General features: G+C 66.0%; 21 protein-coding genes, 1 tRNA gene and 1 pseudogene. 9 read left to right on the top strand and 14 right to left on the bottom strand.

Annotation, left to right across the window (positions count from 1 at the left end):
• Nucleotides 1–47 precede the first annotated feature (47 nt).
• On the top strand, nt 48–356 hold the full coding sequence (locus GRI59_RS07695; protein ID WP_160760641.1) for a chorismate mutase: 309 nt from the start codon (nt 48–50) through the stop codon (nt 354–356).
• Here GRI59_RS07695 and GRI59_RS07690 read toward each other — a convergent pair.
• From GRI59_RS07690 to GRI59_RS07660, 7 genes are all read right to left on the bottom strand, one after another.
• The gene (locus GRI59_RS07690) at nt 353–742 is read right to left on the bottom strand and encodes a hypothetical protein (RefSeq protein WP_160760640.1); all 390 of its coding nucleotides are present in this window, start codon (nt 740–742) and stop codon (nt 353–355) included. The two genes, GRI59_RS07695 and GRI59_RS07690, sit on opposite strands and share 4 nt — an antisense overlap.
• Before the next feature lie 116 nt (nt 743–858).
• Nucleotides 859–1,770, bottom strand: coding sequence for a hypothetical protein (locus GRI59_RS07685; RefSeq protein WP_160760639.1), 912 nt, complete (start codon nt 1,768–1,770; stop codon nt 859–861).
• Complete coding sequence (locus tag GRI59_RS07680) at nt 1,767–2,384, bottom strand: sigma-70 family RNA polymerase sigma factor (protein ID WP_160760638.1); 618 nt, start codon at nt 2,382–2,384, stop codon at nt 1,767–1,769. The genes GRI59_RS07685 and GRI59_RS07680 overlap by 4 nt, the downstream gene beginning before the upstream one ends.
• 91 nt (nt 2,385–2,475) lie before the next feature.
• Nucleotides 2,476–3,993, bottom strand: a complete 1,518-nt coding sequence (locus GRI59_RS07675) for a sensor histidine kinase (protein WP_419866796.1) — start codon at nt 3,991–3,993, stop codon at nt 2,476–2,478.
• Nucleotides 3,944–4,621: a response regulator transcription factor gene (locus GRI59_RS07670; RefSeq protein WP_160760637.1), complete on the bottom strand. Its 678-nt coding sequence runs from the start codon at nt 4,619–4,621 to the stop codon at nt 3,944–3,946. The genes GRI59_RS07675 and GRI59_RS07670 overlap by 50 nt, the downstream gene beginning before the upstream one ends.
• A gap of 123 nt (nt 4,622–4,744) precedes the next feature.
• Nucleotides 4,745–5,056 carry a PepSY domain-containing protein gene (locus tag GRI59_RS07665; RefSeq protein ID WP_160760636.1) on the bottom strand — a complete coding sequence of 104 codons (312 nt, stop codon included), beginning with the start codon at nt 5,054–5,056 and terminating at the stop codon, nt 4,745–4,747.
• Between the two features lie 48 nt (nt 5,057–5,104).
• Complete coding sequence (locus GRI59_RS07660) at nt 5,105–5,845, bottom strand: SIMPL domain-containing protein (protein WP_237440745.1); 741 nt, start codon at nt 5,843–5,845, stop codon at nt 5,105–5,107.
• A 115-nt stretch (nt 5,846–5,960) separates the two neighbouring features.
• On the opposite strand from GRI59_RS07660, the gene GRI59_RS07655 reads away from it, so the two are divergent.
• Entirely contained in the window at nt 5,961–7,805 is a 1,845-nt protein-coding gene (locus GRI59_RS07655; protein ID WP_160760635.1) for an ABC-F family ATP-binding cassette domain-containing protein, read from the top strand.
• Complete coding sequence (locus tag GRI59_RS07650) at nt 7,802–8,410, top strand: uracil-DNA glycosylase family protein (RefSeq protein ID WP_160760634.1); 609 nt, start codon at nt 7,802–7,804, stop codon at nt 8,408–8,410. The genes GRI59_RS07655 and GRI59_RS07650 overlap by 4 nt, the downstream gene beginning before the upstream one ends.
• Here the strand turns inward: GRI59_RS07650 and GRI59_RS07645 are convergent.
• On the bottom strand, nt 8,395–8,874 hold the full coding sequence (locus GRI59_RS07645; RefSeq protein ID WP_160760633.1) for a DUF6456 domain-containing protein: 480 nt from the start codon (nt 8,872–8,874) through the stop codon (nt 8,395–8,397). The genes GRI59_RS07650 and GRI59_RS07645 overlap by 16 nt on opposite strands.
• A gap of 165 nt (nt 8,875–9,039) precedes the next feature.
• Here GRI59_RS07645 and GRI59_RS07640 point away from each other — a divergent pair, with 165 nt between their 5' ends.
• Entirely contained in the window at nt 9,040–9,618 is a 579-nt protein-coding gene (locus GRI59_RS07640; RefSeq protein ID WP_160760632.1) for a helix-turn-helix domain-containing protein, read from the top strand.
• Nucleotides 9,619–9,628: 10 nt separating this feature from the next.
• Complete coding sequence (locus tag GRI59_RS07635) at nt 9,629–10,813, top strand: glycosyltransferase (RefSeq protein ID WP_160760631.1); 1,185 nt, start codon at nt 9,629–9,631, stop codon at nt 10,811–10,813.
• 16 nt (nt 10,814–10,829) lie between these two features.
• Here the strand turns inward: GRI59_RS07635 and secF are convergent, their stop codons facing one another.
• From secF to yajC, 3 genes are read right to left on the bottom strand one after another with little or no spacing between them, the layout of a single operon-like run.
• Entirely contained in the window at nt 10,830–11,807 is a 978-nt protein-coding gene (gene secF, locus GRI59_RS07630) for a protein translocase subunit SecF (RefSeq protein WP_160760630.1), read from the bottom strand.
• Between the two features lie 13 nt (nt 11,808–11,820).
• Nucleotides 11,821–13,395, bottom strand: coding sequence for a protein translocase subunit SecD (secD, locus tag GRI59_RS07625; protein ID WP_160760629.1), 1,575 nt, complete (start codon nt 13,393–13,395; stop codon nt 11,821–11,823).
• A gap of 55 nt (nt 13,396–13,450) precedes the next feature.
• A complete protein-coding gene (gene yajC, locus GRI59_RS07620) occupies nt 13,451–13,780 on the bottom strand; it encodes a preprotein translocase subunit YajC (protein ID WP_160760628.1) in 330 nt (109 codons plus the stop codon).
• Between the two features lie 196 nt (nt 13,781–13,976).
• On the opposite strand from yajC, the gene GRI59_RS07615 reads away from it, so the two are divergent.
• Together GRI59_RS07615 and GRI59_RS07610 are read left to right on the top strand one after the other, a co-directional pair.
• Nucleotides 13,977–14,053: transfer RNA gene (locus GRI59_RS07615), tRNA-Pro, on the top strand.
• Nucleotides 14,054–14,162: 109 nt separating this feature from the next.
• On the top strand, nt 14,163–15,167 hold the full coding sequence (locus GRI59_RS07610; RefSeq protein ID WP_160760627.1) for an XdhC family protein: 1,005 nt from the start codon (nt 14,163–14,165) through the stop codon (nt 15,165–15,167).
• Nucleotides 15,168–15,193: 26 nt separating this feature from the next.
• Here the strand turns inward: GRI59_RS07610 and GRI59_RS15805 are convergent.
• The 3 genes and pseudogenes from GRI59_RS15805 to GRI59_RS07595 form a co-directional block, all read right to left on the bottom strand.
• Nucleotides 15,194–15,673, bottom strand: a pseudogene (locus tag GRI59_RS15805) (nucleotidyltransferase family protein); the annotation flags it as partial.
• A 1-nt stretch (nt 15,674) separates the two neighbouring features.
• On the bottom strand, nt 15,675–17,942 hold the full coding sequence (locus GRI59_RS07600) for a xanthine dehydrogenase family protein molybdopterin-binding subunit (RefSeq protein ID WP_160760625.1): 2,268 nt from the start codon (nt 17,940–17,942) through the stop codon (nt 15,675–15,677).
• Nucleotides 17,942–18,424 carry a (2Fe-2S)-binding protein gene (locus GRI59_RS07595; RefSeq protein WP_337190246.1) on the bottom strand — a complete coding sequence of 161 codons (483 nt, stop codon included), beginning with the start codon at nt 18,422–18,424 and terminating at the stop codon, nt 17,942–17,944. The genes GRI59_RS07600 and GRI59_RS07595 overlap by 1 nt, the downstream gene beginning before the upstream one ends.
• Before the next feature lie 137 nt (nt 18,425–18,561).
• Here GRI59_RS07595 and GRI59_RS07590 point away from each other — a divergent pair, with 137 nt between their 5' ends.
• Both GRI59_RS07590 and GRI59_RS07585 read left to right on the top strand, forming a co-directional pair.
• A complete protein-coding gene (locus GRI59_RS07590; protein ID WP_237440744.1) occupies nt 18,562–19,473 on the top strand; it encodes an HpcH/HpaI aldolase/citrate lyase family protein in 912 nt (303 codons plus the stop codon).
• A 61-nt stretch (nt 19,474–19,534) separates the two neighbouring features.
• Nucleotides 19,535–19,948 carry a holin family protein gene (locus GRI59_RS07585; RefSeq protein WP_160760624.1) on the top strand — a complete coding sequence of 138 codons (414 nt, stop codon included), beginning with the start codon at nt 19,535–19,537 and terminating at the stop codon, nt 19,946–19,948.
• Nucleotides 19,949–20,072: the final 124 nt, after the last annotated feature.

Here is a 20,072-nt window from a genome sequence, read left to right as displayed (position 1 = left end):
CCCGAGCGTGCTTGGCAAGCGCAGAATTGCTGCTAGTTTCGCAGCCGATGTCCGACAAAACGCAAACTCCGGTCGAGCCCGATCCGATGCTCGCTGCCTTCCGCAAGAGCATCGACAACATCGATGCCGCGCTGATCCACATGCTCGCCGAGCGGTTTCGGATCACGCAAGCCGTGGGCGAGTACAAGGCCAAGGTCACGCTGCCACCCGCCGATCCCGACCGTGAGGCGCGGCAGATCGCACGGCTGCGCAAGCTGTCGGAGGAGGCCGATCTCGATCCCGAATTCTCCGAGAAGTTCTTGCGCTTCATCATCGACGAAGTGATCCGCCACCACGAGCGCGCGGCTGCGGGCTAAGGCCTGTCGCTGTCCTCGGCGGCGGTGGGCAAGGTCGGTTCGGGCGGCGGAGGCGGCGGGGCAGATTGCTCTTGCCGTTGCTGCTCGCTGATTTGCCGGAGCAATTCCGCCCGCTCGCGCAGAACGCGCCGCTGATTGCGGTTGTAGCTGCCAAAGCTGTCTTCGCCGATGCTATTGCCCCGCCCCTTGCGGGTCAGCGGCACCCCTAGGCAGGTCGCATCCCGCCCCCGCGCGAGATTGCATTCGGGGCCAATTCCCGTCTGGTCGATAACCGGTGCAACGTAGGGATTGCTGAACACGGTACGCTGGCCTTCCAGCGTGCCGCCGGTGGCGCATCCGCTGAGCAGCGCCGCGACAAGGATCATGCTGGGGCGGATCGGGGTCATGCCCGCGTTTCTCCGGTTTGGGACGCGCTTTCAATCGCTTGCACACCATGAACGGAGAGTGAATTGGGGCAGGAAGAGGAGCATCGCGGATCAATCTTCCCGGCACCTGCGCTTACTTACTCGGCTGGCGCGTTTTCGGCTGGGACTGCGGGTGTCGGTGCTGCCGCGCCGATGCGTTGGGCGCGATATTCGTCCATCAGCGCGCGGCGTTCTTCCGGCGGCAATTGGCGCAGGGCCTCGCGCCGCTGTTCGGGCGACATGCGCCGCAGTTGCCGCAGCCGTTCCAGCGCGCGGGCATCTTCGCGCAGAGGCTGGACGATATCCTTGCGGGTCAGCGCCTCGCCGTTTGCAACCTTGCGCTCCATCTCCGCACGCCGTGCGGCGATACGCTCGTCGGCAAGCTGCTGGCGGCGGGCCTGCGCTTCATCGACGCGCTGGCGGAAGGCCGCTTCTTCCTCATGCGTCGGCACCGGGAGCCCGGCGGAGCGGCGTTGTTCGATCGCTTTGTCGATGCGCTGGGCGATTGTCTCGCGCCGGGCGGCATAGCGGCCCTCACGCACTTCATCGATCCGGCGGAAAGCCTCGCTAAGTTCCTCGGGCGTATCGACCGGGCCGACGATTTCGACCCGTGCAAGGCTGGCCGGTTCGCTGGCAGCGTCCGGTGCCGCGGCGATCACAGGCGCGGGCGCTGCGGCGCGTGCGGGCGGCTTGCCGGTAAGGCTGGCCCAGACCTTTTCCGCCGTGGGGACAGGAATGTCGAATTGCTGGAGCAAGCCCGTCGCGGCCGCTGCCGTGGCGAGCGCGCCGAAGCTGGCGATGCCGATGGCGATCCCCCGCCCCAACCGCCAGCCACGCTCGCCTCGCGTCCGGCGCACTTCCGGCAGCGGTGCTGGACGCACCTCGGCTGCGGCGAGCACGCGGTCAGCGAAACCGGCGGAGAGGCCCGGCACGGCGTAATCGTCCAGCACCCGGGCCAGCGGGCTGCCGGGAACGATCGGCGCGCCCTGATCCTGTTCACTCACGCTCATGGCGCGTCTCCTTGCGCCGTCCACGCCTGGCGCAAGGCTGCGCGGGCGCGGTGTAGCAGGCTTTCGAAGGCCTTGATGTTCATCTCCATCGCCTCGGCTGCATCGGCATTGGACAGTTCCTCGTAATAGGTCAGCACGATCGCGGCGCGTTGCCGTTCGGGCAGCGCCATGATCAGCGCGCGAGCGGTGCCATCACGTTCGCCCGCTTCGATCAGCGTATCGGCCAGCGGAGCCTCGTCCGCGCTGTCCGGCACCTCGCCGTCCGACAGCCGGCGGGTGCGGCGCAGGCGGTCAATCGCGAGGTTGGTGACCACCCGTTGCAGCCAGCCGCCCAGCCTCAGCGTTGCCGCCGCCTGGTTGCCAATCGGATGGCGCGCGGCGATTTTCGGCGCCTGATCCCACAATCGCAAACAGGCTTCCTGCACAATGTCCTCGGCCTCATGGGCATCGGCGGTCATCCGGTAACAGGCGCGATGGAGCGCGGCGGCGTGGCAGGCGATCACCTCGCGCAGCGCCGCCGGATCACGCGCCGCCAGCCGTGCCGCCAATGCCGCATCATCGCCGGGACCGGCGGTGCGCGGAGCAGAGGTCGAAGGCTCGCTGCTGGCGTTCATGTCTTGGCGCAAATGGCCCCGTGTGCGTGTGGATCGGTCCGGTCCGTCGCGCTTACAACGCGGGGCTTGCGAAAACCCTTCGCGGGGCGCGTCAATCGACGCGTGGCAAGCGCAGTTCGACCAGTAACCCGCCCAGATCCTCGCTCTCGGACAGGGTGACGCTGCCGCCGTAGATCTCGGCCACATCGCGCACGATCGCGAGGCCAAGGCCGGTACCCGGCTTGTCGGTATCGAGCCGGACGCCGCGGTCAAAAATGCGGATCCGCTCGGCCTCTGGGATACCGGCGCCATCATCCTCGACCCAGATCAGACACATCTTGGGATCCCGGGGAATCCCGGCCTCATCGGGGTCGACGGTGACGAAAACCGAACCGCCGCCATATTTGGCCGCGTTCTCGATCAGGTTGCCAAGCAGTTCGTCGAGATCCTGCCGCTCAAGCGAGACCGCGGCGTTCCGGTCACCGGCGATGTCGAGCCGGCCATCGGGATAGAGCCGCTCGACTGCGCGGCGTACGGCTTCGGCACTGGCCATGACATTGGTGCGCGCATGGCCGACCGCGCGGCGGCCGACGGCGCGGGCGCGGGCCAAGTGGTGGTCGACATGGCGCTGCATCGTGCGCGTCTCGCGCATGACGGCCTCGCCAAGATCGGGTGCACGCGCGGTGGCGGCGTTGGTAAGCACGGTCAGCGGGGTCTTCAACGCGTGGGCCAGATTGCCCGCATGGCGGCGCGCTTCTTCGGCCTGCCGCTCAGAATGTTCGAGCAGCGCGTTCAATTCCTCCACCAGCGGCTGCACTTCCAGCGGGAGCGGCTCGGTGATGCGGTTCGCGCCGGTGGTGCGCAGGTTTTGGATTGCCGCCCGCACGCGCCGCAAGGGCGAAAGGCCGTAGCGGATCTGGAGCAGTGCCATCACCAGTAGGCCCAGCCCCAGAACCGCAAAGCTCCAGATCAGGATCAGCCGCACCCGACCGATCTGCGTGTCCATCTGCTCGGTCGCGCTGGCGACGGCGAAGGTCCAGCGCGTCTCGCTGCCGGGCAGGATCACGGTGCGTTCGGCAAGGCGCAGCGGCTCGCCCTTGAACTGGTCTGAGTTGTAGAAATGGATATCGCTGTCGAAATGGTCGCCGTTGGTGTCAGCACCTTCCAGCTTCAGTGTGCGATCCCACAGGCTGCGCGAGGGCCAAGGTTCGTAATTGCCGCCGCTGATCTGCCAGTACAGCCCGCTCCCCGGCTCAAGGAAGCGCTGATCGCCTAGGGTTCGGTAGAAGTAGACCTCGCCGCTCGCATCGATTTCGGCCGATGCGATCATGGCGGTCAGGATGTAGTCGAGCTGTTCGTCGAAATTGGCTTCGACCTGGGTCGTCAGCGTGCGTTCGAGCGCGATGCCGCCGCCCAGCAAGAGGACGAAAATCCACCCTGCCGCAATCAGCCCCATGCGCCGCGCAAGGCTGGCGCGCGGTTGCGGCGTGGCGGCTACTTCCTCCGGCACGACCGCGGCCTCGCCCACGGGCAACGCCACCGAAGCATCGCCGCCGGGCGCCGCCGCCTCAGGCACACCCTTAAGCGCGGGGCTGGTCGGCGGGGTCGTCGAGGCTGTAACCGAGGCCACGGATGGTCGTTATCACGTCTGCGCCAAGCTTCTTGCGAATGCGGGTGACGAAGACTTCAATGGTGTTGGAATCGCGGTCGAAATCCTGATCGTAGATATGCTCGATCAGTTCGGTGCGGCTGACCACCTTGCCCTTGTGGTGCATCAGGTAGCTCAGCAGCTTGTATTCCTGCGCGGTCAGCTTGACCGGCTCGCCATCGAGCGTGACGCGGCCCGAACGGGTGTCCAGCCGCACATCGCCCGCGGTGAGTTCCGAGGAAGTATTGCCCGAAGCGCGGCGGATCAGCGCACGCAGGCGGGCGATCAGCTCTTCGGTCTGGAATGGTTTGGCGAGGTAATCGTCAGCGCCCGCATCCAGCCCTGCAACCTTGTCCGACCAGCTGTCACGCGCAGTCAGCACCAGCACCGGGAAGCTCCGCCCTTCGCGCCGCCACATGCCGAGCACGGTCAGCCCGTCGATCTCGGGCAGGCCGAGGTCGAGCACCACCGCGTCATAATCCTCGGTCGAGCCCATGAAGTGCCCGTCCTCACCATCGACTGATAGGTCGACAGCATAGCCCTGCCCTTCGAGCGTCGATTTGAGCTGTGCGCCAAGGGTCGGTTCGTCTTCGACGATCAGAATGCGCATGATCCACCATTTCCAAGCTTAATGTTGCGCCGGGTCGTGCTCTTTTGCCGCTCACGCGTCAAGCAAGCGCCGCGCGCCTGTGCCGCTGCTTTCCCCCGATGAAAGCGCATCGCCGTCCGCCCGTCAGTGCGAACGGCCGATGATCCGCCCGGTGCGGGCGTCCACATCGACATGGGTGACGCGGCCATCCTTGATGAACTTGAGCCGATAAGCCCGCGCGGTCGAATCATAGGCAAACCCGAGATATTCGGCGCCCTTCATCATCGGCAAGATCTTCGCCTCAATCTCGCCCGAACGCATGATATTGCCCGCTTGCGCTTCGCGCCGGGCCTCACCCTGATCCCCGCGCGTCTGATCCTGCTGCGCCGCAGCGGGCGCAGTCACCAGTGCCGCAGCGGCCAGCGAACCAAGGATGAGGGCGGGAAAGCGTTTCATGACAGGATCATGCCTAGCTGAGGTCCATTGAACAAGCCGTGAATGGCACTACTTCGCGGGCGAGCCGGAATTCTTGACCAGTTCGTAGGTGATCGAAATGTTCACCCCGGCCTGAACCATGCCCGGCTGCACGGGCGCAGCATCGGACTTCGTGGCGCTCAACCGCATTTCCGCCATCTGCGGCATCGGGCTATTGCCGGTCAGCCCTTCGCTGATCGCCAGCACCTTGGCCCCGTCATAGCCGAGCATTGTAGCATAGGCCTTGGCCTGCGCCTGAGCCCGCTCAACCGCGCGCTTCCGGGCTGCGTCCTTGGCGGCGGTGTCATCATCGATGCTAAAGCTCGGGCCGTTAATGTCATTCGCCCCGGCTACGACCAGCGCATCAAGCACTCGGCCCGTGTCGTCGATCTTGCGCAGGATCACGTTCACCCGGTTCGAGGCCATGTAGCCGCGAAACACCTGGCGCTGGGTGGCCTGATCGTAATCATAGCGCGCGTTCAGGTTGATGCCGGTCGTCTGGATGTCCTTTTCGGCAACGCCCAGCGCCTTGATCCGCGCGATCACCTTCTGCATCTCCGCCGAGTTCAGCCGCAAGGCCTCGGTCGCGGTCGGCGCTTCGGTGGTGACGCCTGCGCCGATTGTCGCAGTATCCGGGGCGACATCAACGCTTTCATAGACGTTGAGTTCGACCACCGGGCCGGTCGCGGCAATATCGACGCTGGCGGCAAGCGCCGCCGCAGGAAGCGTCAGCGCCGAGGCGGCAATAAAGGCAATGGCGGGTTTCATCATGGTAAGTATTCCTCCGATTGGTCGCGCCTCTGCACCCGTTCAGCTTTCGCTGCACTGAACCGGCGGGAAACGCGCTCTTGTGGCGCGGGGGCCAAGCCCCTACTTGGCCCATCCCATGGCACAGCCCCCCATCTTCTCGCTCGAAGGCGTCGCATTGCAGCAAGGCGGGCGCTGGCTGTTCGGCGGTCCGTCGCCCACCAGCGGCGCGGCACCCATCGATCTCCACGTGCTGCCCGGTGACCGGCTGGCGCTGATCGGGCGGAACGGCGCTGGCAAGACCACGCTGCTGCGGCTGATCATGGAGCGGATCGATGCCGACCGCGGCGCGCGGCGGATCAAGCCGGGGACGCGGATCGTGTTTCTGGAACAGGACCCGGAATTCGGCAGCGCGGAAACGCTGATGGACTTCGCGCTTGGCGGTGAACTGCCACCCGAGCGTCACGAGGTGGAAGCCATCGCCGGCCAACTCGGCATCGACATGAGCCGCGAGGCCGCAACGGCCAGTGGCGGCGAACGCCGCCGAGCCGCCCTCGCCCGCGCACTGGCGCAGGACCCCGACCTGATCCTGCTCGACGAACCGACCAACCACTTGGATCTGGCCGCGATTGACTGGCTGGAGGACTGGCTCTCGCGTTATCGCGGCGCCTTCATCACCATCAGCCACGACCGCACCTTCCTCACCCGTCTGACCCGGGCGACCCTGTGGCTCGACCGTGGGACGCTGCGGCGTAAGGAGGTCGGCTTCGGCGGGTACGAGGCGTGGGAAGAACAAGTCTATGCCGAGGAAGCCCGCGCAGCCGAGCGGATGGACGCCAAGCTGAAGCTTGAGGCGCATTGGCTCGAACGCGGAGTGACTGCGCGGCGCAAGCGCAATCAGGGGCGGCTGGAGAAGCTCTACCAGATGCGCGCGGCGCGGGCGGCGATGATCTCCGGCGCGGGGACAGCGAAGCTGAAACTGTCCAGCGATGATGACTTCAAATCGAAGTCGGTAATCGTCGCAGAGAACATCTCCAAGTCCTACGGTGACCGCCCCATTATCAAGCCCTTCACTCTGCGCATCCAGAACGGCGACCGCATCGGGATCGTCGGTTCGAACGGCGCGGGCAAGACCACCTTGCTGAAATTGCTCACCAAAGAGCTGGAGCCCGACACCGGCAGCGTCACCCACGCGCGCACTCTGACAGGGGTGATGATCGACCAACAGCGCAAACTGCTCGAGCCCGGTGCGACCGTGCGCCAGATCGTCGCCGAAGGGGGCGACTGGGTCGATGTTCGCGGGGTGCGCAAGCACGTTCAAGCTTACCTCAAGGACTTCCTGTTCGATCCCGGCCTGGTCGATACCAAGATCGGCATTCTGTCCGGCGGCGAACGCTCCCGACTGCTGCTCGCCCGTGAATTTGCCCGCACCGCCAACCTGCTGGTGCTGGACGAGCCGACCAATGATCTCGACCTCGAAACCCTTGATCTACTTCAGGAAGTCATCGCCGATTTCGATGGCACGGTGCTGATCGTCAGCCACGACCGCGACTTTCTCGACCGCACGGTCACGGTCACTCTGGGCCTGGATGGGACGGGCAAGGTGGATATTGTCGCGGGCGGCTATGCCGATTGGGAGGCCAAGCGCAAAGCGCCGATAACCTCGACAAAACCCGCGTCAACCGCTGCACAACCCCGGTCAAACGGCCCGCAAACCACAGCTGACAAGGGTGGGCCGGCCAAACCCGCTCCGTCCGTCAAACTCACCTACAAGGACCAGCGCGATTACGAGATCCTGCCAGCGCGGATCGAGGAACTCGAAAGCGTGATCGCCAAGGGCGAAGCGCTTCTGAACGACCCCGAACTCTACGCCAAGGACCCGCAAAGGTTCGCGACCATCAGCAAGGGCATTGAAAACGCCCGGGCGGAAAAGGACGCGGCCGAAGAACGCTGGCTGATGCTGGCCGAGTTGGTCGAGGGGTGAGCGCCCCCGCACCGGGGGACCATGTCGAAGCGCTCAGAGCGCGGATCGCGGATTGCACCCTGTGCGCTGAGCACCTCCCGCTCGGCCCGCGGCCCATTGCGCGCTTTTCCGCTACCAGCCGCCTGCTAATCGTCGGGCAGGCGCCCGGCACCAAGGTTCATGCCAGCGGCGTGCCGTGGGACGATGACAGCGGCGACCGGCTGCGCGGCTGGCTGGGGCTGGACAAGGCGACCTTCTACGATCCGGCGCAGGTCGCGCTGGTGCCGATGGGGTTCTGCTACCCCGGCAAGGCCAGCGGCGGAGACGCCCCGCCGCGCAAGGAATGCGCGCCGCAGTGGCACGACGCGGTCCTCGGCGTGCTCCCGCCCGAGCGTTTGACTCTGCTGGTCGGCACCTATGCGCAGGCCCGCTATCTGCCGCATCTGAAGCGCCTATCGCTTGCGGAAAGGGTGAGCCGCTTCGGCGAGGACGAGCCCTTCATCGCCCTGCCCCACCCCGCGTGGCGTTCACGCCTGTTCATGGCCAAACACCCGTGGTTTGATCGCGACATTCTGCCGCAACTTCGCGCCAAGGTGCAGGCCATGCTCGGTCACGTTATCCGGTAAAATTCCGCCACCCGCTCCAACGCGATGCGCAGCACCAGCTTGCCGCTGCGCGCGGGCCAGCCGAGGGTCTTTTCTGCTTCGGGCAGAGCCTCGCCTGCGCAGACGACGCGCCACAGGATGTCTTCCAGCCCGCGTCCTGCCGCCTTGATCGCTCCGTCGAAGCGCTGGCGGGCGGCGACTTGGCGCTCGCTTGCCGATAGCCCGCGCTCACCGGTCGATTTCACCCGCACCGGGTCCCACCGCATCGTCACGTTGGGGGATAGCTGCGCGCGTTCGTAATCGGCTCGCAGCGCTTCGCCTGCATCCAGCAAGCGATCAGAAAGATGCCCGCGCGTGTGCAGCCAGACGAGCGGGCTTTCGGAGAGATTGACCGTCACCGTACGGCGCGGTTTCGCCCCGGTTTTGATCGCCCCACGGCGCGGGCCTTCAGGAGTAAGTTCGCGTTCAACCAACTGGCGCTTCATGGCGTGTCCTCCGCTTGCTGACCGGAAAGCGGCTTGCCAAGGGCGCACATCTGTAGGAAAGAAAAAACCAATTCGGTTAATTCAGGCGCGTTCTTGTTCGCCTACCGCTTTGCTACTTGAGGCGCGTTCTTGTGCGCCTACCGCTTTGCTACTTGAGGGCGTGATATGACCAACCGCATCCGCGACATCCGCAAGGCCAAGGGGTTGACGCTGGCCGATCTGGCCGCCGCCTGCGATCCGCCGACTACGGCGCAGACCATCGGGCGGCTGGAGACGGGGATGCGCCAGCTCTCGATGACCTGGATGAACCGCATCGCTGCCGCACTCGGCGTCGAGCCCGCCAGTCTGATGCGCGCCGAGACGGCCGCGCCTGCGCAGATCGTTGCTGAGCTCGCCGTCAGTGGCCCCGAAGCGCTGACCGCCCCGCGCGAAGCATTGCTGCCGAGCGACTTCGCCGCCGAAGATGGCCCTGCCCCGCTGGTGCTGGCGGTGAAGGACAGCGTTGGCGAATACCGTCCCGGCGATCTGGTGTGGCTGCGCCCGCTTGATCCCGCCGACGCGGCGAGCGCGATCAACCGCGATTGCCTGCTGCCGCGCCCCGGCGGACGCTTTGCCTTCGGCAGGCTGATCGACCGGCGCGGCACGCTGGTCGGCCTGCTGCCACCGGGCGCGGGGCAGAAGCAGGTGGTGGTCGACAATCCGGCATGGATCGCGGTCGCCTTCATGCTGGTCAGGCCGCTGTGAGGCACCGGCGATGAAACACGTCCTCGCCCTCTCGACGCTCTATCCCAATCCGGTCAATCCGCAGTTCGGCACCTTCGTGGCGCGGTCGCTGGAGGCGCTGGCCAAGCGCGGCGATTGGCAGGTGACGCTGGTCAATCCTATCGGCCTGCCGCCCTTGGCCTTGGGCCGCTACCGCCCGCTCGCCGACCTGCCCGAGGTGAGCGAGGAAGGCGGCATCACCGTCCACCGCCCGCGCTTCACCCTGATCCCGCGCATCGGCGCGCGCCGCAACGCCGGGGCCATCGCTCGCGCGTGCCTGCCGCTGGTGCGCCGCATCCATGCGGCAACGCCCATCGATATGCTCGACGCGCAGTTCTTCTTCCCCGATGGCCCCGCCGCCGCTGAGATTGCGCGGGCGATGGGCCTGCCGCTGTCGATCAAGGCGCGAGGCAGCGATATCAGCTTCTGGGGCGAGCAGGACTTTGCCCGTAAGCAGATGCTCAACGCCGCACGCACGGCGACCGGGATGCTGGCTGTGAGCCGTGATCTGGCGGGGCAGATGGCCGCGATGGGCATGGATGCGGAGCGGATCACGGTCCACTACACCGGGCTCGACCGCGACCGGTTCCGACCGTTCGGCCACACGCAACTGCGCGCACAGCTGAGCCGCGAGCTGGGTTTCGATATGCCCGATAGCGCCCCGCTGCTCGCCTGTGTCGGCGCGCTGATCGAGCGCAAGGGTCAGGGGATCGCGATAGAAGCCCTGCGCGATATTCCGGGCGCACGGCTGGTGCTGATCGGCAAGGGCGAGGACGAGGCCCGCCTGCGCGCGCTGGCGGTAAGCGAGGGGGTGGCAGACCGGGTGCACTTCGCCGGCTCGATCGACCACGATCTCATGCCGCTGATCCTGTCGGCGGCCGATGTGATGGTGCTGCCCACGGTAAGCGAAGGGCTGGCGAATGCATGGGTCGAAGCGCTCGCATGCGGGACACCGGTGGTGACGAGCGATGTCGGCGGCGCGCGCGAGCTGATTTCCTGCGATACCGCCGGCCGGCTGGTGGCGCGCAATCCTGCGGCGGTGGCGGCAGGGATCAATGCGGTGCTCAGCAACCCGCCCGAGCGCGAGGCGGTGGCTGCGCTCACGGAAGCGTTCAGCTGGGAAGCCAATGCCGAAGCACTGGCCGCGCATTACGAGCGACTGCTGGACGCGGCCTGAGGCCCAACCCTGCTCCTTAGCCCTCGCCGCGCGCCAGCTTGTCCTGACGGTCCGTCGCTGTTTCGGTCGGCACGAAGCTGGTCGAGGTCACGCCCATCCAGATCAGCAGCGGGCCAGCCATGTAGATCGACGAATAGGTACCGATGAAGAGGCCCACGGTGATCGCAGCCACCATGCCGAACAAGCTCGGTGGGCCGAAGATCAGCAGCGGTACCAGCGCGATGAACAGCGTCAGCGACGTCATCACCGTGCGCGCCAACGTCTCATTGACCGACAGGTCAAGCAGTTCGCTGAGCGGCATCTTGCGATACTTCTTCAGGTTCTCGCGGATGCGGTCATAGACGACGATGGTATCGTTGAGCGAATAGCCGATGATCGCGAGGATCGCCGCGACGATTTGGAGGCTAAACTCCAGCTGCGTCAGCGCAAACAGGCCGAGCGTCACCGACACGTCGTGCACCAGCGCGAACATCGCGCCGACGCCGAACTGCCATTCGAACCGGATCCAGATATACACCGAAACCGCCGCCATCGCGGCCAGCAGCGCGAGGATCGCCTGATTGCGGAACTCACCCGCGACCTTGCCGGAAACAGTGTCGTTGCCGTCCTTGCGCGCGTCGGGATATTCCTTGGCAATCGCCGCGATCACCTTGTCGCCAATGGCGGTGGCAGCGCCCGGCGTGTTTTCCGTGCCTTCGGGCAGGGAGACGCGGATCGAGACCTGATTGGGAGCGCCGAATTCCTGCACCACCGGCTCACCATAGCCGAGCCCCCCAACCAGCTCGCGCAGGGACGGGATCGGCGCAGTCTCACGTTCCTTGAAGGTCATGCGGACTTCCTGACCGCCGGCGAAATCGACCCCGAAATTGAGGCCGTTGACCAGCACCGCCGCCCAGCTGCCGAAGATCAGCACAAGACTGAGCACGAAGAACGGGACGCGCAGTTTCAGGAATTTGATGTTGGTGTTGTCAGGGACAAGCTTCAGGAGTTTCATGGGTGCTTGCTCCTCAAATCGTGATGTCGTTGGGCCGCGCTTTGCGCAGCCACCCGGCGACAAACATGCGGGTCAGCGTCACCCCGGTGAAGACCGAGGTGATGATGCCGATCACCAGCACCACGGCAAAGCCCTTCACCGGCCCCGACCCGAAGGCGAACAGCGCGACGCCGGAAATGACGTTGGTGAGGTTCGCGTCCCAGATCGCGCGGCTGGCTTCCTTGTAGCCGGTCTCGACCGCGGCGACGACCCTGCGGCCGCGCGCGCGTTCTTCGCGGATACGTTCGTTGATCAGCACGTTGGCATCGACCGCCGCGCCGATGGTGATGACGAAGCCCGCGATCCCCGGCAGGGTGAGGGTGAACCCGCCCGCCGCCATCAGCCCGAGCAGCATCAGCACGTTGAGCACCAGCGCGATGGTCGCATAGACACCAAAGCGGCCATAGGTCGCAATCATCAGCGCGATCACCGCGATGCTGCCGATCGCCATCGCGAGCAGACCCTTGCGGATCGAATCCGCACCGAGATCAGGCCCGACGGTGCGTTCCTCGACCACGGTCAGCGGCACCGGCAAGGCGCCCGACCGCAGACTGATCGCGAGGCTGTTGGCGCTTTCCGGCGTGAAGTTGCCTGAAATCTGGGCGCTGCCGCCTATGATCGGCTCGTTGATGTTGGGCGCGGACAGTACCTGCTTGTCGAGGATGATCGCAAACGGCTTGCCCACATTCTCGGTGGTCAGCTTGGCGAACTTGGCGCCGCCCTGAGAATCGAAGGTGATGTTGACGATGTTGCGATTGGACTCGGGATCAACGCCGGCCTGAGCGCCGGTCAGATTGTCACCGCGAATACCGCCCAGCCGGTTGACCGTGACGAACTGTCCATCAAGCCCGGAGCCGGGCGCATAGGGGAAGATTTCCGTGCCGACCTGCGATCCGGCCGGGTCGGCCACCAGCTTGAATTCGAGCTGCGCGGTCTTGCCAAGCAATTCGCGCAAGGCATCGGGGTCTTGCAAGCCGGGCACCTGCACCACGATCCGGGTTGAGCCCTGGCGGATGATGGTCGGCTCACGCGTGCCGAGTTCGTCGATCCGGCGGCGGACCACTTCGGTCGCGCTGTCCATCGCATCGTCGAGCGCCTGATTGACCCCCGCATCGGTCTGGCTCAGCACCATGCGCTGGCCGTCCACGACCTGGAGGCTCCACTCGCGCACCGTGGTCTGGCCCTGCATCACCGGCTCGATCAGCCCGCGCGCACGGTCAATATCACCAGCGTTTTCAAGCATGAAGGACAGCTTGCCGTCCGCCGTCGACACATCGCCGATGCGGATGCGCGGCTTGGCGTTGCGCATCAGCTGGCGCACGGTCTCTTCCATGTTCGTCAGCCGCTGGGCGCGCACATCGTCGGCCCTCGCTTCGAGCAGCAGGTGCGAGCCGCCCGCAAGGTCGAGACCGAGATTGACCTGCGGATTGGGCAGCGCCGAGGGCCAGTCGAGGCCGGAGACATTAAACAGCGAAGGCAAGGCCAGCACGGCGGCGGCCAGTGTCAGCCCCCACAGCCAAAGCTTTTTCCAGAGCGGGAATTCGAGCATTGCGTCAGGGTCTCACGCGGGAAAGGTCAGGTAAGGCACGGCGTCAGGCCAATCATCAGTCGTTGGCGGGCTTGCCACCCGGCGGGATGATGTCGCCCAGCGTGGTCTTGATCGCCTTTACGCGGACATTGGTGCCCAGTTCGAGCTCGACATAGGTTTCGTCGACCTTGATCACCTTGCCGACCAACCCGCCAGCGGTGACGACCTGATCGCCCTTCTTGACGGCGGCGATCTTGGCCTGGTGCTGCTTCTGGCGGTTCATCTGCGGACGGATGATCAGGAACCAGAAGATGGCGATCATGCCGACGATCGGCAGGAAGCTGATCCAGGCCGGCGGCGCGCCTGCGGCACCTGCGCCAGCGGCGGCGAGAAGGTCGAATGTCATAGGTAAAGCCCGTCAGGATCCCGTGAAAGATATGCAAGGGTTACACCCCTGCCGTTCAAGTGGGCGCGCCTAGCAGCATTGCAAGCGCCCCGCAATCGCGAGGGGCCCGAGGCGATGCGCCGGTGCAACACCCCTTGTATCCAAACCCGCTTGCCAGCCCCAATCATGCCCCCTATAGGCCCCGCTCCACTGGTGTCGGGACGTAGCGCAGCCTGGTAGCGCATCACACTGGGGGTGTGGGGGTCGGAGGTTCGAATCCTCTCGTCCCGACCAGTGGTTTCCCCCCTTTTTGCCCCCAACACACCGCGCCGCGCAGGCAATTGCGCGCGGGGTGCGGGCGAGTTAGGCTGCGGGTCTCGCTTCTCACGAAAGCCCTGCCCCCATGAGCCGCTGGCGTCTTGCCGCTCCCATCGATGATATTCGCGCCGCCCTGCGAGCCGGCCCCATCGTGCCCGATCGCTTTGCACTGGCGACGCTGGTGGAGGTTGACGGTTCGGCCCCGCGCAATGTGGGGGCGCAGATGTTCATCACCGACCATGAATATTGGGGCTTCCTCTCGGGCGGCTGCATCGAAGCTGATGTCGCGCGCCACGGGCGCGAGGCGCTCGCCGAGGGTGCGCCGCGTCTGCTGCGCTATGGCGAGGGCAGCCCGTGGATCGATATCAAGCTCGCCTGCGGATCGGGGATTTCCGTGCTGGTCGAGCCGGTGGCGGCGGACGAACCGGCGGTCGCGGCCTTGCTGGCAGGCTGGGATGCGCGCCATCCGGTGCTGTGGTCGAGCGACGGACGCGCGCGCTTTGCCGCTGCTAGCGAGGAGGCGCATTCCGATACCTGGGACGGCGCCCGTTACACCCGGCTGTTCACCCCGCCCTTGCGGTTGGTGCTGATTGGCGAGGACGGCGCGGCGCTGACTGCGGCTACGCTGGCGGTCGAAATGGGCTGGGACGTGGCGCTGATCGCGCCCGGCGGGCCCGAGGCGGCGCCCTTCCCCGGCATCACCTATCACCGCAGCGATCCCGCAAGCGCACTTGCCGCGATCGGGCTCGACCGCTGGACCGCGATTGCGGTTCTCTCGCATGACCGCGAGGATGACGAGCGCGGGCTCGCAGCGGCCTTGCAGAGTGATGCGTTCTATGTCGGCGCCATTGGCGCAAGGGCGCGGCTGGACGCGCGGGTCGCACGGCTGCGCAGTCACGGCGTGAGCGAGGCGGCCATCGCGCGCCTCCACGCCCCCATCGGGCTTTACGGCTTCGGCAAGGCCCCGCGCGAGGTGGCACTCTCACTGGTGGCGGAGGTCGCGCAGGCGTTCCAGGCCCGTGTTGCAGCGGCGAGATCGGCGGGCGTGTCGATGTCCAGCAGCGCGCCGCTTTCGGCCGTATCAATATAGGCGACCCCCTCGGGGTGCTGTTTCAGGAGCGCGGTTGCCCCCTGATCGCCCGTCAGCGCCAGCAAGTCGGCAAAGGCCGCGCGGGTGAAGGCGACCGGGTGTCCGGGCTTGCCGTCCAGCCGTGGGCGGGCGGCATAGCCAGCTTGTTCAGCCGCCTGGGTCAGCGCGGGGCAAAGGGAAACCGGCACCAGCGGCATATCGCCGAGGAAAACGCATACGCCAGCGGCCTCGGGCGCGAGCGCTGCGATGCCGGTGCGCAAGGTTGCGGCCATGCCCTCGGCCCAGTCCGGCGCGTGGAGGATGTGCGCTTCCAGCCCTACCAGCGCCGCACGAATGGCCGCGTCGTCCGCGCCGGTCACCACCACGACCTCCGCAAAGTCAGCTGCCGCAACCGCCTCAGCCGCGCGCCGGATCACCGGAGCGCCCGCCATATCAGCGAGCAATTTGCCGCCGCCAAAGCGCCGCCCCGCCCCTCCGGCGAGGATCAGCGCCGACCAGCCCTGCAAGTTACGCCTTGGCTTGCGTGAGCAGCGGCAGGTTGCGGATGCGCTTGCCGGTCGCCGCGCTCAATGCGTTGGCGAGTGCAGGCGAGGCAGGCGGCAAGCCCGGCTCCCCAATCCCGCCGGTTTTCGCGCCGCTTTCGATGAAGTGCACATCCACCGCAGGCGGTGCGTCGGCCAGCTTGAGGATCGGGTAGTCCGAGAAGTTGCTCTCCACTACCGCGCCCTTATCCAGCGTGACCTGCTCGCCTATCGCTGAAGACAGGCCCATGATCAGTCCGCCCGCAATCTGCGCTTCGGCGTTCAAGGGGTTCACCGTGGTGCCGCAGTCGACCACGGCCCAGGCCTTCAAGACCTTGGGGCTGCCATCTTCCTTGACGCTGGCTTCGACCACTTCGGCGACAATCGTGTCAAAGCTCTCGACAATCGCGATCCCGCGCCCGACACCTTTCGGCAGCGGCGTGCCCCAGCCCGAACGCTTGGCGACCATATCCAGCGCCGCCAGGTGACGCGAGCCTGTGGCCAGGTGCTTGCGGCGGAACTGGTAGGGGTCCTCACCCGCCGCCGCCGCCAGCTCGTCCATGAAGCTTTCGGTGTAGAACCCCATCTGGGTCGCATTTACCGAACGCCACGGCCCGTCGATCTGGTTCGACTGGTAGGCAAAGTGACGGCGCAAGGTTGCGGGGATGGCGTATATGAACGGCACCTCGCCTTCCGCGCTGCCGCTTTGCACATAGTCGGCGCGCCAGCCGGTGATTTTGCCGTCCTTGAGGGAGGCCTTGAGGCCAGCCGAGGACTGCGGGCGGTAGGTGCCGTGGCGCACTTCTTCCTCGCGGCTCCACACCAGCTTGACCGGATAGGGCACCTGCTTGGCGAGCACGGCGATCTGGTCGATGATCTCAACGAGATCGGGGAAGCGCCGGCCGAACCCGCCGCCCATTATCATCGGGTGGAAGACGACATTGTCGACCTCCAGCCCGGCAGCCTTGGCGGCCTTGGCGCGGGTCGAGAGCGGGTCTTGCAAGCCGCCCCATAGGTGGAGGGTGCCGTCCTTGAAATGACCGGTAAGCGCGAAGGGCTCCATCATCGCGTGGTGGAGGAAAGGGACGCGGTATTCGGCTTCGACCAGCTTGACGCCCGCCGCGGCGAAGGCCGCATCGACATCGCCTTCGCCGCCAACATTGTCAGGCTCGCCGCTCGCTTTGCGCAGCTTCTCCTGCGCAGCGTAGATCGCCGGGGTCGACATCGCGCTGTGGCCGCCATCGGTGAACTTGGGGCTCAGTGCGGCGAGGCCCTTGGTCGCGGGCCAGTATCCTTTGGCGACCACGATCACGGCGTCGGGCAGCTTCACCACCTTCTCAACGCCCGAGATCGCGAGCGCCGGGGCCTCGTCGACCGATTCCAGCTTGCCGCCGCGCACCGGCGCCGCCGCGATGGTCGCGACCCGCATATCGGGCAGCGTGAAGTCGATCCCGTAGACCGCCGAGCCATCGACCTTGGAAGGAATATCGCGCCGCGGAACGGGCTTGCCGATCAACTTCCACTGATCGCGGGTCTTGAGCACCGGATCGCTGCTGAGTGATCGCGTCGCTGCGCCTGCTGCCAGCTCGCCGTAACGCAAGCTGCGGCCGGACTTGGCGTGGGTCACCTTGCTGTCCGCGGTAGTCAGTTCACTTTCGGGAACGCCCAACCGGTCAGCCGCTTCGGCCACCAGCGCCGCACGCACGGCTGCACCGGTCCGGCGCATTGCGACCTCGCCGGTGAAACGGATCGCGGAGGAACCGCCGGTGATCATCAGCGGCATGGACCGCGCCATCAGGCCGATTACCGCATCGGGGATCAGCCCGGCCACCGTGTCGCCCACCATCGTGGGCAGGAAACCCTTGGCGAGTGCCGCGTTGGCGAAGGCCATGTCGGCCGGAGCCTGTTCGATTGTGACCTTTTCCCACGCCGCATCAAGCTCGTCCGCCAGCATCTGGCCGAGCGCGGTGTGCGATCCCTGACCAAAATCGATGTGGGGCGAGAACAGCGTGACGGTGTCGTCTTCCGCGATGGTCATCACGCTGTTGAACGCGTGCTTGCCCTCGCCCCCGATCAGCGTGTTGGCGCGCCCCTTGGCGTTGCTGTCAGTCCACCACACGCCGAAGATGCCGCCGCCCACCACCAGCGCGGAGCCGGCGAGGAAGATGCGCCGCTTGACGCCCTTGCGCTTCGGCTTTGCCGCCGGGGCTGAGGTTTCAGGATAATCGAGATCGGAATTGGGGTTGTCGGCCATTATGCCTCTCCCTGCTGGGCTGCGGCGGCCTGGCCGGTCGCGGCAAGGATCGCGGTACGGATGCGCGGATAGGTCCCGCAGCGGCAGATGTTAGTCATCGCATCGTCGATCTGCGCATCGCTGGGCGAGCCGACCTGCTCGATCAGCGCCACCGCCGCCATGATCTGGCCCGACTGGCAGTACCCGCATTGCGGCACCTGCGCTTCGATCCAGGCCTGCTGCACCTTGTGGAGCGTCCCGTCGGCAGCCTTCAGCCCCTCAATCGTGGTCACGGACTTGCCCGCGACATCGCTGATCGGCACGCTGCACGAGCGAGTCACCGCGCCATCGACATGGACCGAACACGCCCCGCAGGCGGCAATTCCGCAGCCGAACTTGGTCCCGGTCAGTCCGAGATCATCACGCAGTGCCCACAGCAGCGGAGTATCGGCGTCAGCCTCCACGCTCACCGGTTTGCCATTGACCGAAAATGCGATTGCCACAACTGGCTCCCCCGCTGGTTGATATGCGTCCCATATAGCAACCTGTCGGCGCGCCGCCTAATGGAAAGACGCGCCGTGAGCGGGCTTGCAGGCGGGCGGCGCGCTTCGTAAGCGCAGGGGTGAAAGAGGAACTCATCATGGCCCACACCGCCCCCACCCCGCCCCGTATGCGTTCGTGGCTGTTCGCACCCGGCGACAGCGAAAAGAAGATGGGCAAGGCGATTGCCAGCCCGGCGGATATTGCACTGCTGGACCTTGAGGATTCGGTCTCGCCCGAAAACAAGCCCGCTGCCCGCGCGATGGTGGCAGAGCAGATCGCGGCGTCGGATAATGCCGCGCGGCTGTGGGTGCGGATCAACCCGATCAGCACCGCTGATTGCATATCCGATCTCGCCGCGATCATCCCCGCGCGGCCCGGAGGGGTGTTTCTGCCCAAGGCCGAAGGGGCAGCGGACATCACCCAACTGCACCACTATCTGACCGCGCTGGAGGCCGCGAACGGCATTCCGCAGGGGCGCACCTTGATCGCCGCATTGGTGACCGAGACGGCGGCGGCGATGTTCCGCACCGGCGAATATGCGGGCAATTATCCGGGCAAGACGCGGCTGGTGGCGATGAGCTGGGGGGCGGAGGATCTGTCCTCGGCGCTGGGCGCGCGCGAGCAGCGGGGGCCGGATGGCGAGTATTCGCACACCTATGAAATGGCGCGCAGCCTTTGCCTGATCGGCGCTTCGGCAGCGGGGGTAGCTCCAATCGAGACAGTGCAGCCGGAATTCCGTGATCTTGAGGCACTGGAACGCCGCGCCAAATCGGTGCGGGCGCAGGGTTTTCGCGGGATGCTGGCGATCCACCCGGCGCAGGTCGATCCGATCAACGCCGCCTTTACTCCGAGCGCCGAGGAATTGGCGCACGCCCGCGCCGTGGTGCAGGCCTTTGCGGATCATCCGGGCGCAGGTGTGGTGGCGCTGGATGGCGCGATGCTCGACCGTCCGCATCTGGCGCTCGCGCAGCGGCTACTGGCCGAAGCGAGCGCGGCACAGGTTAAATAACTTTCCTACTTTAACCAATTTGGTCATTTCTGGTCCGACTCACGCAATTAGGAGCGCACCAATGTCCCTCGTCGACGCACTTATCGGCCCCATCGCTTCGATCATCGACAAGATCATCCCCGACAAGGAGGCGCGGGCGAAAGCCAAGCTAGAACTGATCGCGCTCGAAGGGACGCAGGAAATGCGGATGATCGAGGCGCAACTTCAGGCGATTGTCGCCGAGGCCAACTCCGCCGACCCCTGGACCAGCCGCGCCCGCCCGAGCTTCCTGTATGTCATGTACATCCTGCTGCTCGCCGCCCTGCCGTTGGGGGTGCTGAGCGCCTTCCACCCACTGGCCGCGCGCGACATCGCGGCGGGAATGAACGCCTATCTCGCTGGCCTGCCCGAGCCGCTCTACGCGCTGTTTGGCACCGGCTATCTGGGCTACACAGCGGCGCGGCAGTGGGGCAAGGTCAAGGGCGTGGATCGGTAGGCGGAGGTTGGCGCCTTCCCTCCATCGTCACCCCAGCGAAAGCTGGGGCCTAGGGCGGCAAGGTCTGACCTAGAGGCCTTAGGTACCAGCTTTCGCTGGGATGACGAGAGTAGGTGTAAAGCAC

Source organism: Erythrobacter ramosus (assembly GCF_009828055.1).
GTDB lineage: Bacteria > Pseudomonadota > Alphaproteobacteria > Sphingomonadales > Sphingomonadaceae > Erythrobacter > Erythrobacter ramosus.
The sequence above is the reverse complement of the archived record's forward strand: the minus strand, read 5'-3'. Positions and strand labels throughout refer to the sequence as shown.

What these genes read in the sequence shown, in the direction of transcription:
- GRI59_RS07695 (WP_160760641.1), top strand. Translation starts at nt 48, where the DNA reads ATGTCCGACAAAACGCAAACTCCGGTCGAGCCCGATCCGATGCTCGCT.
- GRI59_RS07690 (WP_160760640.1), bottom strand. Translation starts at nt 742, where the DNA reads ATGACCCCGATCCGCCCCAGCATGATCCTTGTCGCGGCGCTGCTCAGC.
- GRI59_RS07685 (WP_160760639.1), bottom strand. Translation starts at nt 1,770, where the DNA reads ATGAGCGTGAGTGAACAGGATCAGGGCGCGCCGATCGTTCCCGGCAGC.
- GRI59_RS07680 (WP_160760638.1), bottom strand. Translation starts at nt 2,384, where the DNA reads ATGAACGCCAGCAGCGAGCCTTCGACCTCTGCTCCGCGCACCGCCGGT.
- GRI59_RS07670 (WP_160760637.1), bottom strand. Translation starts at nt 4,621, where the DNA reads ATGCGCATTCTGATCGTCGAAGACGAACCGACCCTTGGCGCACAGCTC.
- GRI59_RS07665 (WP_160760636.1), bottom strand. Translation starts at nt 5,056, where the DNA reads ATGAAACGCTTTCCCGCCCTCATCCTTGGTTCGCTGGCCGCTGCGGCA.
- GRI59_RS07660 (WP_237440745.1), bottom strand. Translation starts at nt 5,845, where the DNA reads ATGATGAAACCCGCCATTGCCTTTATTGCCGCCTCGGCGCTGACGCTT.
- GRI59_RS07655 (WP_160760635.1), top strand. Translation starts at nt 5,961, where the DNA reads ATGGCACAGCCCCCCATCTTCTCGCTCGAAGGCGTCGCATTGCAGCAA.
- GRI59_RS07645 (WP_160760633.1), bottom strand. Translation starts at nt 8,874, where the DNA reads ATGAAGCGCCAGTTGGTTGAACGCGAACTTACTCCTGAAGGCCCGCGC.
- GRI59_RS07640 (WP_160760632.1), top strand. Translation starts at nt 9,040, where the DNA reads ATGACCAACCGCATCCGCGACATCCGCAAGGCCAAGGGGTTGACGCTG.
- GRI59_RS07635 (WP_160760631.1), top strand. Translation starts at nt 9,629, where the DNA reads ATGAAACACGTCCTCGCCCTCTCGACGCTCTATCCCAATCCGGTCAAT.
- secF (WP_160760630.1), bottom strand. Translation starts at nt 11,807, where the DNA reads ATGAAACTCCTGAAGCTTGTCCCTGACAACACCAACATCAAATTCCTG.
- secD (WP_160760629.1), bottom strand. Translation starts at nt 13,395, where the DNA reads ATGCTCGAATTCCCGCTCTGGAAAAAGCTTTGGCTGTGGGGGCTGACA.
- yajC (WP_160760628.1), bottom strand. Translation starts at nt 13,780, where the DNA reads ATGACATTCGACCTTCTCGCCGCCGCTGGCGCAGGTGCCGCAGGCGCG.
- GRI59_RS07610 (WP_160760627.1), top strand. Translation starts at nt 14,163, where the DNA reads ATGAGCCGCTGGCGTCTTGCCGCTCCCATCGATGATATTCGCGCCGCC.
- GRI59_RS07600 (WP_160760625.1), bottom strand. Translation starts at nt 17,942, where the DNA reads ATGGCCGACAACCCCAATTCCGATCTCGATTATCCTGAAACCTCAGCC.
- GRI59_RS07590 (WP_237440744.1), top strand. Translation starts at nt 18,562, where the DNA reads ATGGCCCACACCGCCCCCACCCCGCCCCGTATGCGTTCGTGGCTGTTC.
- GRI59_RS07585 (WP_160760624.1), top strand. Translation starts at nt 19,535, where the DNA reads ATGTCCCTCGTCGACGCACTTATCGGCCCCATCGCTTCGATCATCGAC.